The organism is Breoghania sp. (genome assembly GCF_030066895.1).
In the GTDB taxonomy this organism is placed as follows: Bacteria; Pseudomonadota; Alphaproteobacteria; order Rhizobiales; family Stappiaceae; genus Breoghania.
In genome coordinates this window covers 19,349-33,085 of record NZ_JASJAV010000010.1, presented here as the reverse complement: position 1 = coordinate 33,085, position 13,737 = coordinate 19,349, and the positions used below count along the sequence as shown (strand labels likewise).

The 13,737-nt window shown below is 62.2% G+C and carries 14 protein-coding genes and 3 pseudogenes; 6 read left to right on the top strand and 11 right to left on the bottom strand.

All coding sequences use genetic code 11. The features are described 5' to 3' along the window. The first annotated feature begins 54 nt into the window (after positions 1-54). Positions 55-665 (top strand): annotated as a pseudogene (locus QNJ43_RS11405) (TetR/AcrR family transcriptional regulator). Here the strand turns inward: QNJ43_RS11405 and QNJ43_RS11400 are convergent. The 3 genes from QNJ43_RS11400 to QNJ43_RS11390 all read right to left on the bottom strand — a co-directional run bounded on the left by QNJ43_RS11400 (position 602) and on the right by QNJ43_RS11390 (position 1,810). Continuing rightward, positions 602-1,054, bottom strand: coding sequence for a hypothetical protein (locus QNJ43_RS11400; RefSeq protein ID WP_300470084.1), 453 nt, complete (start codon positions 1,052-1,054; stop codon positions 602-604). The pseudogene QNJ43_RS11405 and the gene QNJ43_RS11400 sit on opposite strands and share 64 nt — an antisense overlap. A 21-nt stretch (positions 1,055-1,075) precedes the next feature. Further along, on the bottom strand, positions 1,076-1,378 hold the full coding sequence (locus tag QNJ43_RS11395) for a hypothetical protein (RefSeq protein WP_300470082.1): 303 nt from the start codon (positions 1,376-1,378) through the stop codon (positions 1,076-1,078). Positions 1,379-1,450: 72 nt separating this feature from the next. After that, the gene (locus tag QNJ43_RS11390) at positions 1,451-1,810 is read right to left on the bottom strand and encodes an MFS transporter (protein ID WP_300470079.1); all 360 of its coding nucleotides are present in this window, start codon (positions 1,808-1,810) and stop codon (positions 1,451-1,453) included. Positions 1,811-2,003: 193 nt separating this feature from the next. Here QNJ43_RS11390 and QNJ43_RS11385 point away from each other — a divergent pair, with 193 nt between their 5' ends. The 4 genes and pseudogenes from QNJ43_RS11385 (at position 2,004) to QNJ43_RS27075 (ending at position 4,843) form a co-directional block, all read left to right on the top strand. Beyond that, positions 2,004-2,975 carry a ChaN family lipoprotein gene (locus QNJ43_RS11385; protein WP_300470077.1) on the top strand — a complete coding sequence of 324 codons (972 nt, stop codon included), beginning with the start codon at positions 2,004-2,006 and terminating at the stop codon, positions 2,973-2,975. A 166-nt stretch (positions 2,976-3,141) separates the two neighbouring features. Further along, the gene (locus tag QNJ43_RS11380) at positions 3,142-4,056 is read left to right on the top strand and encodes a pirin family protein (protein WP_300470075.1); all 915 of its coding nucleotides are present in this window, start codon (positions 3,142-3,144) and stop codon (positions 4,054-4,056) included. 75 nt (positions 4,057-4,131) lie between these two features. Continuing rightward, positions 4,132-4,329 (top strand): annotated as a pseudogene (locus tag QNJ43_RS27080) (class II aldolase/adducin family protein); the annotation flags it as partial. A 76-nt stretch (positions 4,330-4,405) separates the two neighbouring features. Then, positions 4,406-4,843 carry a class II aldolase/adducin family protein gene (locus tag QNJ43_RS27075; protein ID WP_346432944.1) on the top strand — a complete coding sequence of 146 codons (438 nt, stop codon included), beginning with the start codon at positions 4,406-4,408 and terminating at the stop codon, positions 4,841-4,843. Between the two features lie 34 nt (positions 4,844-4,877). Here the strand turns inward: QNJ43_RS27075 and QNJ43_RS11370 are convergent. After that, positions 4,878-5,781 (bottom strand): annotated as a pseudogene (locus tag QNJ43_RS11370) (amidase family protein). Positions 5,782-5,862: 81 nt separating this feature from the next. Next, complete coding sequence (locus QNJ43_RS11365; protein ID WP_300470073.1) at positions 5,863-6,030, bottom strand: AtzG-like protein; 168 nt, start codon at positions 6,028-6,030, stop codon at positions 5,863-5,865. 414 nt (positions 6,031-6,444) lie between these two features. On the opposite strand from QNJ43_RS11365, the gene QNJ43_RS11360 reads away from it, so the two are divergent. Next, positions 6,445-8,631, top strand: a complete 2,187-nt coding sequence (locus QNJ43_RS11360; protein ID WP_300470071.1) for an anthranilate synthase component I — start codon at positions 6,445-6,447, stop codon at positions 8,629-8,631. Positions 8,632-8,709: 78 nt separating this feature from the next. Here the strand turns inward: QNJ43_RS11360 and QNJ43_RS11355 are convergent, their stop codons facing one another. The 6 genes from QNJ43_RS11355 to QNJ43_RS11330 form a co-directional block, all read right to left on the bottom strand. After that, the gene (locus tag QNJ43_RS11355) at positions 8,710-9,477 is read right to left on the bottom strand and encodes an SDR family NAD(P)-dependent oxidoreductase (protein WP_300470069.1); all 768 of its coding nucleotides are present in this window, start codon (positions 9,475-9,477) and stop codon (positions 8,710-8,712) included. A gap of 92 nt (positions 9,478-9,569) precedes the next feature. Then, positions 9,570-10,211 carry an adenylate/guanylate cyclase domain-containing protein gene (locus tag QNJ43_RS11350; protein WP_300470067.1) on the bottom strand — a complete coding sequence of 214 codons (642 nt, stop codon included), beginning with the start codon at positions 10,209-10,211 and terminating at the stop codon, positions 9,570-9,572. A gap of 71 nt (positions 10,212-10,282) precedes the next feature. After that, the gene (locus QNJ43_RS11345; RefSeq protein ID WP_300470064.1) at positions 10,283-10,978 is read right to left on the bottom strand and encodes a hypothetical protein; all 696 of its coding nucleotides are present in this window, start codon (positions 10,976-10,978) and stop codon (positions 10,283-10,285) included. Between the two features lie 172 nt (positions 10,979-11,150). Then, positions 11,151-11,969 (bottom strand): MBL fold metallo-hydrolase, encoded by an 819-nt coding sequence (locus QNJ43_RS11340; RefSeq protein ID WP_300470062.1) that lies wholly within the window; start codon positions 11,967-11,969, stop codon positions 11,151-11,153. A 266-nt stretch (positions 11,970-12,235) separates the two neighbouring features. After that, positions 12,236-12,703: a Crp/Fnr family transcriptional regulator gene (locus tag QNJ43_RS11335; RefSeq protein ID WP_300470060.1), complete on the bottom strand. Its 468-nt coding sequence runs from the start codon at positions 12,701-12,703 to the stop codon at positions 12,236-12,238. 385 nt (positions 12,704-13,088) lie between these two features. Next, positions 13,089-13,673 carry a hypothetical protein gene (locus tag QNJ43_RS11330; protein ID WP_300470058.1) on the bottom strand — a complete coding sequence of 195 codons (585 nt, stop codon included), beginning with the start codon at positions 13,671-13,673 and terminating at the stop codon, positions 13,089-13,091. Positions 13,674-13,737: the final 64 nt, after the last annotated feature.

Genomic DNA, 13,737 nt, shown 5'->3' with positions numbered 1-13,737 from the left:
TTATAGTCCGGGGCATCATCTTCTCGATTGCGGAAAGCCCCCTGAGGCTATGGCATGGCCACACGAATTCAGACAAGCCCGGGCGGACGAAGCGCGCGGGTTCAGGCAGCGTGTATGCGGCTATCGAGGAACTGCTCCGCGATATCGGGCGCGACGGTCTGACGATCCCGCTGATTGCCGAAAAGGCCGGCGTCACCCCCTCCACGATCTATCGTCGTTGGGGCACGTTACCCGAACTGCTGGCCGATGTCGCCATTCGCCGCTTCGATGTGGATGATGAGCCGCTCGACACAGGCACAGCGCGGACCGATCTCGAGGCGTGGACGGAACAATTCGCCGAGGAAATGGCCTCGGGGCCGGGACAGGCCATGATCCGCGACGTTCTGGCCGCACAACCGGACACCAGCAAGGCGAGCATCTGCACGGACCATTCCCGCAAGCAGTTGCGCATTCTGGCCGAGCGCGCCGAGGCGCGCGGCGAAGTCTTCCCCGCAATCGAGGAAATCGTCGGTCACATCCTGTCACCGATCGTCTATCGCATCCTGTTCGACCAGCCGCTGCGGGAGGCGCGCTGGCGCGACCTCGTCGCGCGGCTGTTCGATCATTCTCCGGGCGTCGTAAGTGTCTCTTCAGAGAACACGTCGTTGGTCCGCAGCAGGAAATAGCCGAACACTGTCAGCAGGATCACCACCGAGCCGAAAACCTCCGCGGTTGCGGACAGGCCGATGAGATCGGACAGATAGCCCGCGCCGATTGCCGGAAGGCTCATCGCCAGATAGGCGACGATGAAGAAGACGGCGAGCAGTTCGGCCCGCTCGTGCGCTCCGGCACAGGGCAACAGGGTGCACATCGCACCGCAAAAACCGGCCCCCACGCCGAACCCGGCCACGACCAAACCGATCGACAGCACTGCCAGTCCGCTATCGGCGATCCCGACGATCAGCGCGACGATCCCGAGCGGCATGAGCACGGTGCACAGCAATATCACGCGCGCCGGCAGCGTCAGCCGAAGGACAAGGATCGCGACGGTCCCCGACAGCATCAGCACGCCCACGACGAAACCGCTGACCAGCGGCTACTGACTTCCCGTGGCGCGTGCGACAACTGAGGGAACGAGCGACAGAAAGAAACCGTCGAGCATCCAGAGCGCCACAGCGAACGGGATCAGAAAGCAGAACATGCGCCGGGCGGAGAGGGAAATGGTCACCCGCGGATCAAGCGAGGCAAGCACACCGAGACGGCGCGACACGGTTTCCTGCATGAGCCAGATCACACCGACCTCAACCAGGGTGAGGACGAGCAGGAACGCGTAGACGAGATGGGTCGGAGCGGGGGCGAAGGTGACCAGCAGACTGGACAGGATCGCGCCGACGCCCATGCCGCTCAGCGGCGCCAGGTTGTTGAAGCCGGGACCGTTGCAGCTGTCGACATCGACAATGGCTGCGCCCAGCTACGTCGTCACGATGCCCTGCATGGTTCGCGCCGCGATCAGGGACGCGCCACCATCGGTGACGAGAAAGATCGCCATGGAAACGGCCTGCACCAGCAGGGCAATGAAGATGACAGGGCGTCGGCCGATATGGTCGGACAGGGATCCCGCGACTAGCAACGCAACCAGCAGAGACAGGGCATAGGCCGCAAAGATGACGGTGATCAGCACGGGACTGATGGCCCACATGCGCTGGTAGAGACGGTAAAGCGGTGTGGGGGCGGCGGAAGTCGCCATGTAGGTCGCCAGAGTGACGGCATAAAACGCAAACGCGCCGTGCCGCGCCGAGGGCGCGTCGTCGCATACAGACAAACGAGACATGGGAAATGCAATCCTTGCGAGTGATGTGCCAGCGGCATACTCCTCCGCTCCACTAAACACAAATATTTTGCGTTAGCCGATTCTCGACACGCCCCGCCCCTTCTGGACGATGAGAATCCCGGCTCTCGCCTGCCCTATGGACAGCCTTCCGTTCAGCCCTTATCTCTGCTTGCCCCCTATCGGAGATACGCTCATGATCCTCCTCCACCTGGCCGCCACCGCCGTCTGTGCCATGCTGGTCGCCCCTGCCCTTGCCGCGCTTCCCAACCTGCCGAAGGACTGGCAGGCGCCGCTCAATCGCGACAATCCGCTTATCGGCAAGATCTGGTCGGTGAAGCAAAAGGCATTCGTGGCACCGGAGGAGCTCGCCAAGGATATCGTGACCGCCCGCTTCGTTCTGGCGGGAGAGACGCATGACAATCCCGATCATCATCTTCGGCAGGCGTGGATCGTGTCCGTGCTCACTGACGCCGGTCGCAAGCCCGCCGTCGCTTTCGAGATAATCCCGATCGACAAGGCGGAGGCACTCTCCTCCTATCTGGCCACAGATCCCGCTGACGGCTCAGAGATGGGCACGACGCTCGACTGGGACAAGAGCGGCTGGCCCGACTGGTCGATGTACCGTCCGATTGCCGATGCCGCTCTCGCCGCAAAGCTGCCGATGGTGGCCGGAGACGTGTCGAAAACGGCCCTGAAGCGTTTCCGCAAGGAGGGGGTTGACGCCTTCGGCAAGGACACGGTGAAACGCTGGGAGATCGAGAAGCCGCTCCCGGAAACGGCGCTCGAAACGCTGAAGCAGGAACTGCGCGACGGACACTGCAACCTGCTGCCGGAACCCGCCGTCACGGCCATGGTGCCGGTGCAGCGCGCCCGCGACGCATCGCTTGCCGACGCGCTCATCGCCAATGCGGGTACGGATGGTGCGGTGCTGATCGCCGGGCGGGGACGTGTGCGGGCATACATGGCCGTTCCCTGGTACCTGCGTGAACGCGCACCGGACGCCTCCATGCGCATCGTGGCGATGGTCGAAATTGAGGCGGGCGAAACCGATCCTGCAGACTATCTGCCGGCTCTCGGCATCTATGACTACATTTGGTTCACGCCAAAAGCGGAGCGCACCGACAAGTGCGCGGAACTGAAAGAGCGCTTCAAGAAGAAGAGTTAAGGCGGAATAGTCGGATCCGGCACCGGATGACAACTCTGTTACGGCCGTTAAAATGGTTGACGGTGTTATCACTTTTTAGCATGCCGCGCCTCCGCCACACTGGTCGTACAAGCCGCATGTATGCTTGCATGCGATGATGCACGCGCGGCCAGTCAAGGAGAGCCCCATGTCCAGTCGGTCCGCAGACCCTCAGCCCGGTGATCGGCCGTCATGCGATACGGTGGAAACCATCGTCGTTCCGCGCTCCAGCGATATCGGCGGGTTCGAGGTGCGCCGCTCCCTTCCCTCGGCCAAGCGGCGGATAGTCGGGCCTTTCGTGTTTCTTGACCAGATGGGGCCGGCGGAGTTCATTTCGGGACAGGGGTTAGACGTGCGCCCGCATCCCCATATCGGGCTCGCCACGGTCACCTATCTCTACAAGGGAGAGATCTTCCATCGCTACAGCTCGGGTTCGGCGCAGGCGATCCGGTCGGGCGACGTCAACTGGATGACGGCGGGGCGCGGTATCGTTCATTCGGAACGCACGAGCCCGGAGATGCGGGAAAGCGACGGCAATCTCTTCGGCGTCCAGACTTGGGTGGCGCTGACGAAGGACAAGGAAGAGGTTTCGCCCGCCTTCACCCATCTAGAGAAGGCGGACCTTCCCTATCTCTCCAACGGGGACACGCAGGTGCGCGTCATCATTGGCGAGCTTTTCGGCGAGAAATCACCGGTGCCGACCTTCACCGACATGGTCTATGCGGATGTGGCGCTGGAACCGGGCGCGCAACTGCCGATCGATGCGGGCTATGACGCACGCGCGATCTATACGCTGTCCGGGCAGATCGAGATTTCAGGCGATATGTTCGGCTCCGGTCAGCTTCTCGTCTTCCGCCGCGGCGACAATGTGCGGGTCAATGCCATGACGCCGGCGCGCTTCCAGTTGCTCGGCGGAGAACCGATGGGCGATCATAGCCACATCTGGTGGAACTTCGTCTCCTCCTCCAAGGACCGCATCGAGCAGGCCGAGGCGAAATGGAAGTCACGGAAATTCGATATCGTGCCGGGCGACGAAGACGAGTTCATTCCGCTACCGGAGTAAGGGGAGACGCAATGCCGCCCGCGTCTCCCGGAGAGGTCTCTTGCGCCCCGTCACGCTCTCCCCTAATCTAGATCCATGAGCACCGCAGAGACCGATCTTCGCCAAGCCATCATCGATACCTGCCGGACCATGAACGCCACCGGGCTCAACACAGGCACGTCGGGCAACGTATCCGCACGCACGCGGGACGGTCTGCTGATCACGCCGTCGGGTATTCCCTACGACGACCTCACCCCCGACCACATCGTCGCCATGGATCTTCAGGGCGCCTACGAAGGCGACTGGCTGCCCTCGTCGGAATGGCGCATGCATCTCGATATCTACCGCGCGCGCGGAAGCGGGCGCCATCGTGCATGTGCATTCAAGTCATGCGGCGGCGCTCTCCTGCCTGCGCCTGGAGATCGCGCCCTTCCACTACATGATCGCGGTTGCAGGCGGGACGACATTGCGCTGCACGGACTATGCGACCTTCGGCACGGCGGAGCTGTCGCACAACATGATCGCGGGGTTTGAAGGGCGTACGGCCTGTCTTCTGGCCAATCACGGTCAGATCGCCTTCGGCCCGACGCTGCCCAAAGCGCTTTGGCTGGCCGGTGAGGTTGAGGAACTCTGCCACCAGTATTTCCTAGTCAGTCAGATGGCGGCGGCGACCGGCAAGCCGATGATCGTTCTCGGCGAGGACGAGATGGCCCAGGTGATGGAGAAGTTCAAAACCTACGGCAAACAGCCGAAGGATTTCGCCCCCGGCGAGCACGCCGCCTTCGACGTCCCACGGAAAAAGGCATAGGGCGAAAGAGGGGCAGGCAAGCCCCCTCCTCCCGTCATTCCTCCATCATCGCCACGCGCGTTTCCGCCTCGAAATCATCCGCACGCGCACGCAGGCGGTCGAGATGGAACGAGCCGCCCTCCACCGCCGTGATGACGTAGGCCGCAAGACGCGCCTTGCGGGTTTCCGGCAGTTCGACCTCGTGCTCCACGTTCAGCGTGCGGGCCGCGAGATAGACAGCGGCGAGCGCATCCGGATTAGCGTTTTGTCGGAACCATCCGCCCGCGACCGCGATGCGCAAGCCTTCCGCCCCCTCTTCCAGCGCCGCCTGACAGGACATGAGCGGATGGCGAACGGAAACCGGGTCGGCGGGATCATGCCCGGCGATGGCATCGTGGATCATGGCGAGCCCGCGCGCGGACCACGCCAGCGGTCCGACATGGTCAAGTTGCCTTCAATCCGAAGGTGCCACAAAAGGCGAACGGCACGCGGATGGAGCCGTTCGTGTCGGAACCGAGCACCACGGGCACCACACCGGCCGCGATGGCAACCCCTGCGCCCGCCGAGGATCCGCCCGCCATGCGGTTCGTGTCGTGCGGGTTCCGCACGTCGCCGTCATGCTCGTTGGTTCCGGTGAAGCCGTAGGCGTATTCGTCCATGTTGAACGCGCCGATGAGCAGCGCGCCCGCCCCCTTCATGCACGCAACGAGCGCGGCATCGGCTGCGGCAGGCGGGTTGTCACGATTGATCCTGGAGCCCGCACGCGTCGTCAGCCCCTCGATGTCGTAGAGGTTCTTGGCCGCATAGGGCAGACCGGCAAGCGGCGGCAGCGGATCACCCGACGCGATGCGGGCATCGAGCGCGTCGGCTTCCTTCAACGCGCGCTCGGCGGTGATGTCGGTAAAGGCATTGACGTGCGGATTGACGGCCTCGGCGGCGGCGATCGCGAGCTTGGCCATATCGAGAGCGGAGACCTCACGCAGACGCACGGCCTCGACGATTTCGGCAACGGTGCCGAGTAACGGATCAAGATGCATGGGTCAGGCCTCGAAGCGCCAGGCCGGTTCGGTCGTATCATCCAGCGGCAGTTCCGCAGCTTCCTCGGCCGCGGCTCGAATCGCGGCGAAATGCGTCGCAACACCGTCACGCGCATCCGGCGTGATCTTCAGGCCCTGCACTTCGGGCAATACGCCGATCAATTCAGTCACGTCAGATTTGTGTTGCATGCCCTATCCCATTCCAGGCCCAGTCCCAGATCTCATCGTCTTATCGGCAATGAGCTTAACGTGGAGGAAAGTCCTCTGTCACAGCACCATGTGCATGTGCGCATGGACCCATCTGCGCCCGAATGACGCTGGATCGCCTTTTGCGCAGATCTCCGCGACAAGCCCCCGACGTATCGTGATTGCATCGCCGTGCAACATAGGGTATCCAAGCTGCCATGATCAACGTGTGCAACATGACGGGCTGGTGGTGGTGTCCCTAGGGTGGCCACGACGACGCATGTCCGCATGCCGGTGACGACGAGGTCGCCCAGGGATAACACCCTCGGGCGGCCTCGTCGTTTCCGGCCCCCGATTGTGCGCATCAAGGGCAGCGATGGATCGAAGGAGTGAACGGGAATGAGCCTCAAGGCAGATGAGCAGTTCGAAACGGCGGGAGGGATCACCGTTTCGCGGAATCTGCGGGACACCGACTACGAAGCGGGTACGAGCGCCTGGATGGACAAGCTCGATTCGCAGCGCGGCGCGGTCTTCTCCTCCTCCTACGAATATCCCGGTCGCTACACGCGTTGGGACATGGCGCTGGTCAATCCGCCGCTTGTAGTGGAATCGAATGCCCGTACGGTGACGGTGCGCGCACTCAACGAACGCGGCCATGTGCTGTTGCCGGTGATCGGCCGGGCGCTGGAAAACCATGCGAACATCGAGGAGATGAAAGCGCTCGATGACGGCTATGCCGCGCTGATCGCCTCTCCGACACGTTTCCTGCCCGAAGAGCAGCGCTCCCGCCAGCCGTCCACCTTCTCCATCGTGCGCGCCCTGATCGAGCTGTTCTCCTGCCCGGACGATCATCTCGGCCTTTACGGCGCCTTCGGCTACGATCTGTGCTTCCAGTTCGAACCGATCGATCTGAAACTGAAGCGGCCCGACGACCAGCGCGATCTGGTGCTGTACCTGCCCGATGAGATGCTGATCGTCGACCACTACGGCCGCAAGGCGCATGTGCTGAGCTACGAGTTCGAGGTCGACGGCAAGACGACCGCCGAACTGAAACGCGAAGGCGAGGTCTCGCCCTATCAGCCGGCCACGGGCGATCCCGGACGCGGCGATCGCAAGCCCGGCGAATATGCCGAGCTGGTGCGTGAGGCAAAGGAATATTTCAAGCGCGGGGACCTGTTCGAGGCGGTGCCCGGCCAGGTCTTCAACGAAGCCTGCCCCAACCCACCTTCCGCCGTTTCCCGCCGCCTGCAGTCGATCAATCCCGCCCCTTACGCCTTCTTCATCAATCTCGGCCATTCCGAATATCTCGTCGGCGCTTCGCCGGAGATGTATGTGCGCGTAACTGGGGGACGGCGGGTGGAGACCTGCCCGATTTCGGGCACCATCCGGCGAGGCAAGAATGCCATCGAGGACGAGGCGCAGATCCGCAAGCTCCTCAATTCCAAGAAGGACGAGGCGGAGCTGACCATGTGCTCCGACGTCGACCGCAACGACAAGTCACGCATCTGCGTGCCCGGTTCGGTGCGCGTCATCGGCCGTCGCCAGATCGAGATGTATTCGCGCCTGATCCACACGGTCGATCACATCGAGGGCATCCTGCGCGACGACATGGATGCGCTCGACGCCTTCCTCTCCCACACCTGGGCGGTGACGGTTACCGGCGCGCCGAAGCGCTGGGCGATGGAGTTTGTGGAGAACCACGAGAAGAGCCCGCGTGCCTGGTACGGCGGAGCGATCGGCGCGGTTCTGTTCAACGGCGACATGAATACCGGCCTGACGCTGCGCACCGTTCGCATCAAGGACGGGGTCGCGCAGATCCGTGCGGGTGCAACGCTGCTCTTCGACAGCGTGCCCGAAGACGAAGAGGCCGAAACCGAATTGAAGGCGGAGGCGATGCGCGCGGCAGTGCGCGAAGCCGGTCTGGCGCTTGATCCGGTCGCGACCGCGAACACCCGCCCGCAGCCGGGCGCCGACGTGAAGATCCTGCTGGTCGACCACGAAGACAGCTTCGTCCACACGCTCGCCAACTATTTCCGCCAGACGGGCGCGGAGGTCGTGACCTTCCGTTCGCCGGTAGCCGATGCGGTCTTCCACGACATCAATCCCGATCTCGTCGTGCTGTCGCCGGGACCGGGCAATCCGCGCGATTTTGATTGCGCGGCGACCATTGGTCGGGCGCGGGCGCGGGGGTCGCCGATCTTCGGCGTCTGCCTCGGCCTGCAGGCGCTGGCGGAAAGCTTCGGCGGCGTTCTTGGCCAGTTGAAGGTTCCGATGCACGGCAAGCCGTCCGCAGTGACGTTCGACCCGGACTCGCTGCTCTTTCACGATCTGGAATCGCCGGTCACGGTCGGGCGCTACCATTCGCTCTACGCTCAGCGCGAAACGCTGCCGGACGAGTTGCGCGTCGTCTCGCAGACCGAGGACGGCACGATCATGGCGATCGAGCACAAGCACGAACCGATCGCGGCCGTGCAGTTCCACCCGGAATCGATCATGTCGCTGGATCAGGAAGCCGGCTTCAAGATCATCGTCAACTTGGTGGAAGGGCTTGCCCGGAAAAAGGAACGGGCCGCCGCGGTTGCGTGACCTGTTCTGACATTCGATGAAAAACGAAAGGGGACGTCAGCACGACGTCCCCTTTTTTGTTTCGTCTGATCGCAGGCTCTATTTCGGCGCCATGCGGATCGCTCCGTCGAGACGGATGACCTCGCCGTTCAGCATATCGTTCTCGCAGATCGACTTCACCAGTTGCGCATATTCGGTCGGACGACCGAGGCGCAAGGGAAATGGCACCTGCTTGCCGAGGCTGTCCTGAACCTCCTGCGGCAGGCCCATCAGCATCGGGGTCTCGAAGATGCCCGGTGCGATCGTCATGACGCGGATGCCGTATTGCGAGAGATCGCGCGCCACCGGCAATGTCAGCGCCGCGATGCCGCCCTTGGAGGCGGAATAGGCCGCCTGCCCGATCTGTCCATCAAACGCGGCGACGGAAGCGGTGGAGACAATCACGCCGCGCCCGCCATCTTGCGTTGCCGGATCGAGGGTAATCATTCCGGCTGCGGAATTGGTGATGCAGCGATAGCTGCCGACCAGATTGATGGAAACGGTCTTCTCGAACAGATCCATCGAATGCGGTGCACCGCGCGAGACCGTCTTGGCGGCAGGATTGATGCCTGCGCAGTTCACCAGGATGCTCTCCTGACCGTGTGCGGCGCGCGCTGCCTCAAAGCCCGCCACGACGCTCTCGTCACTTGAGACGTCCACCTTGATGAACTTTGAGCCGATTTCGGCGGCCGTTTTCTCACCGGCCTCTTCGTTGAGATCGAACAGTGAGACCTTTACTCCCGCCTCGGCCAGCATTTTCGCCGTTGCTGCTCCCAAACCGGATGCCCCGCCGGTGACCACCGCGGCGAGCAAACCATTCAACTGCATTCTTGTCCTCCCGGAAATGAATCCGACCTGCCGGCCGGATTGTGAATCCGATCCCAGCTTGCAGTTCGCTCGCTCGCGGTCAAGCCATGCCGTTACGACAGGATATGATTACCGGCGAGATCCGGGCCATTGGAAAAGGCGTTGTAGATCTTCCCCTCATTGTTGACGAGAAGCGCCACGTCCACGCTCGCCTCCAGTCTTGGGATCGACGCATCGCGACGGATTTCGAGAGCCTTTACCCTGATGCCCTGATTGCGGGCCAGTTCATAGGTGTCCGCGGCGGCGATGGCGCAAGTATTGAACCCCTTGTTGGCGTCCTCCAGCTTGGCGGCCAGGTTCACCGGCGTGCCGATGACCGTGTATTCCAGCCGATCCGCAACGCCGACGACACCGATCGTCAGTTCCCCGGACGCCATGGCCACGCCGACGCGGATCTTACCAGGCCATCCGGCATCCGCGAACGCGGTCTGGCTCGCATTGATGACTGCGATGATTTCCATGGCGACAGCCAGAGCATCGGCCGCGTAGGTCTGGGACGGGGCGAGCGCGCCGAAAGTCGCCAGGATGCCGTCGCCCAGGAACTTGTCGATGCCGCCGCCGCGTCGCTGGATCACCGGCACTACCACACCCTGATAACAGCTCAGGATGCGCATGACCGTTTCCGGCGGCAGACGGGAGGCCACTTGCGAGAAGCCGCGGATATCGACCACCAGCACGACCGCTTCCACGTTCATCCCCTGCCCGACCTCGATTTCGGTTTTTCCTTCGGCAATCGTGTTGGCAACTTCAGGCGCAAAGAAGCGCTTCAGTTCGCTCGCCGCCAGATGATTGCGGATCCCTCGAAGAAGATCCCGCGCGCTCTCGCAAGCCCGAAGGCAAGCAGCAGCGTGACGGCGAGAATGATGATCAGCTTGTCGAGTTCCGCCCCCACCAGCAATGCATTGGATGTGAGGTAATGCACATAGTTGCGCGTCACCACCATGCCGTCCGGATCGGTCAGAACCGCGTAGGCAACGAGCCCCGACCACCCCAGTGCGGCGACACCGCCTGCGGTAAGCACGAAACGCGGATCGAGCCGCAACGCGCGCAAGGCGATGAACAGGAACATGTACATCACTGTCGGCGCCTTCAGATAGAAGGCGGGCGGCTGGTCGTACTGGATATGGAAGGAAAAGATGATCCCGACGAGCAGCAGAATGTCGACGATGATGGAGAGATTGAGCACCCAGTTCGGCATTTCGCGCCGATAGGACTGGACCAACCGCCAGAACGTGAACAGGCAATAGACCGCGAGCGCCCAGGGAATGAAATTGAATCCCGACGCGCCTTCCGCGCGCGGAGCTATCCAATAGAGCAAGGCAAAGAAAACGACGACGCCGAGTTGAACCCAGCCAATCAGCCGCTCTGCCGCCACATCCCGGCGTGAAATCTCCTCCGCCATCCTGGCGGGGATCACTTCTGATAGAGCCTGTTTGCGAAACAGCCTCGGGAACCGTGCCATCCTGGCACCTCGCGTTGCTCCAACAGGGCGAAAAACGCACCTGTTTCTCCTCACATTCGGAACACTATCCCGTTTCTCTTCTTCAGCTCGCTTTTTGGAACCTGTCCCCTTTTGAAGTATGCGTCCGTTTTCCGGAGACCAGTCTCTTTCGGTCTACAACGTACGCATCGGTTCAGAGTTCAATCTTCATGCCCTGAACCGCCACGCACGCACCGGCATGCTTCTTTGCAATCAACTCGCCGATCTCATCCAGCGCATCGTCGCTGCGCCCCGGATCATGATGAAAAAGCACGGGCATCAACACATACGCCCTTTGCGCCAATCGCAGAGCCTCCTGCCAGGTGGAATGCCCCCACCCGACGTATTTCGGATACTCTTCATCACTGTACATGGCGTCATAAACCATGACGTCCACACCCTTCACAAAAGCTTCCACGGCGGTATCCAACTGCGGATTGCCGTGTTCGTGATCGGTGATGACGGCGATCGATCGCCCCTCGAAAGTGAACCGGTAACCGCAGGCTCCCCCCGGATGGTTGAGCCTGGTGGTCTCGATCTCGACATCGCCCAAGGCCCAACGCGTACCTGCCGCATAAGTTTCAAACGTCACGCCCTTCAGCGTGTCGGCGGCAACGGGAAAGATCGGCGGCGACATGATGCGCCGGACCACATCCATCAGACAGTGGCTTTCGGCGAAATGCCCGGCCCAGCAACGAACCGCGAAATCGGCGTCATAGGCCGGCTGGAAAAACGGCAGGCCACAGATATGGTCCAGGTGCGTATGGGTGAAGAACAGATCGATATCCCGCTCGCCGCGCTCTATCAGATCACGCCCCAACCGACGCGCACCGGAGCCGCAATCGATAAGAATGAGCTTGTCCCCGGCGCGGATCTCCAGAGAGGTCGTCTCCCCTCCGTAGCGCAGCGTCTCCTGTCCGGGCGTCGGCGTTGATCCGCGCACGCCCCAGAAACGCAAAGAAAATTCACGCACCAATGCGGCGAACTCCTGCCTTGTCGCGGTTTGCGAACGCTCTCCGGCACCTCGTCAAAGACCGGTCCGGAACAACTTACCCGCCTCCGCTTTTCGGGTCTTGCGAGAAGGTTCCCCCTCCGTGAGACGGCGGTATTACCCGACTTCGGATATGGACCAACCGATTTTTGCCTTTCACAACCCTAGCCATAAACGGCGGTTTCACTTGTGATCCAGATCACGAAACGCACCTTCTTTCGCACAAGGTCGGAAACGCGGGGTCGCGTTCAGCCGCTCGCGCGCTCCGCAAGTGTTGCGGTCGCCGCGCCAAAGTCGCGTGTGGCCTTTTCCAGACGCTGGGCCAGAACCCTCATGACCTTCAGAGCCATTTCCGGAAATTCCTTGAGAAGCTTCAGGAAGTTCTCCTTGGAAATCGTCAGGACATCCATCTCGTCGATGGCCACCAGCGTGGCGGTGCGCGGCACGTCGCACAAAATGGCGATTTCGCCGACGATATCGTTGGCCCCGACCCGGGCGACGACCTGCTGGCCGTTCTCGGTCGCCACGAGCACATCCGCCTGTCCGGCCAGAATGATGAAGGCGCTGTCGCCGGGCTCACCCTGAGAGCACAGATGTTCGCCCGGACGAAACCGAATGCGTTCGCTGATGGAGGCGAGAAGCCTCAGCTTCGTCGCCTCGATGCCGCGAAACAGCGGCACCTTGCACAAGGCATCGACTTCGCTGCCAATCGTCATGGATCAACCTTTTCTGCGCCTGTGCCGCTCCGGCCAGCCTGTTCGACCAAAGCCCGTCCATCACACTGCCGTCAACCCTCCGGCGCGTGGCCCGCGCAAGGGGTGAGCCCCGAAGACCCTTGATATAGTGCACACGTCTCCCGCGCTTATCCAGAGCGGGAAAAAGCGCGGCAGACAACGCCTTCGATGCCGGCCACCTCACGATGCGGCTCCCTGTGCCAGGGATCCGGCCTCGTCGGCTAACTGGGAGGTATCCTTTGGCGGAGAGGCCTGGGCATCGATCCTGCTGTTGACGAGCGTGATGCTGTAGGCAAATGCCTCCGCGGGCTCCAGATCATCGAGACCGTAGAGAAGCGTCCGGCCCTTCGCCGCCTCCCGAATCCCGTCACGCAGCGCCGTATCGGAGGCATTGGCACCGCCTGCGATGCCGTCGATGATGAGGACCTGCGGGCGTTTCAACAAGACGAGGGCCAGGGAGATCTTCTGGCGCTGGCTTGCCGTCAGTCGCGAACCGGCCACCCCGACATTTTAGTCGAGCCCCGCCTTCAAAATCGGTTCGTGCAGACCCATCTCCTCGATCATCTTGCCGATGAGAAGTTCGAAACATTCCCGCGCCTGGCGGCTTGCCGAAAATGAGATTGTCCTCGATGGACAGCGGCGTCACCCAGGCTTCACGATCAAACAGCACGAACTTGCCACCTGCGGTCCCGACCTTTTCTTGGAAGAGCTTGCGCGCTGCGACGATCTTCGCCTCCATCGGCTCATCGACGACGCCCAGACGATGCTTGGCGGGCACCAGTTTCAAGGCGATGGCAATGAGAAGGCGCGCATCGACATCCGGCAGATCCGCATCCCGCGCCCCGCTCTTGCGCAGGATGCGTTCGATATCAGGCATCTCATCCGGATCGATGAACGAGAAGTTCTCTTGAAGTCCAGATCCGGCCGACAGACTGCCGAACAGCTCCACCATGGTTTCCGCCGTCTTCCGTCCGGCGGCGACGAGTTCCGCATGCAGCCCCGCCGTCTTAAGGAAG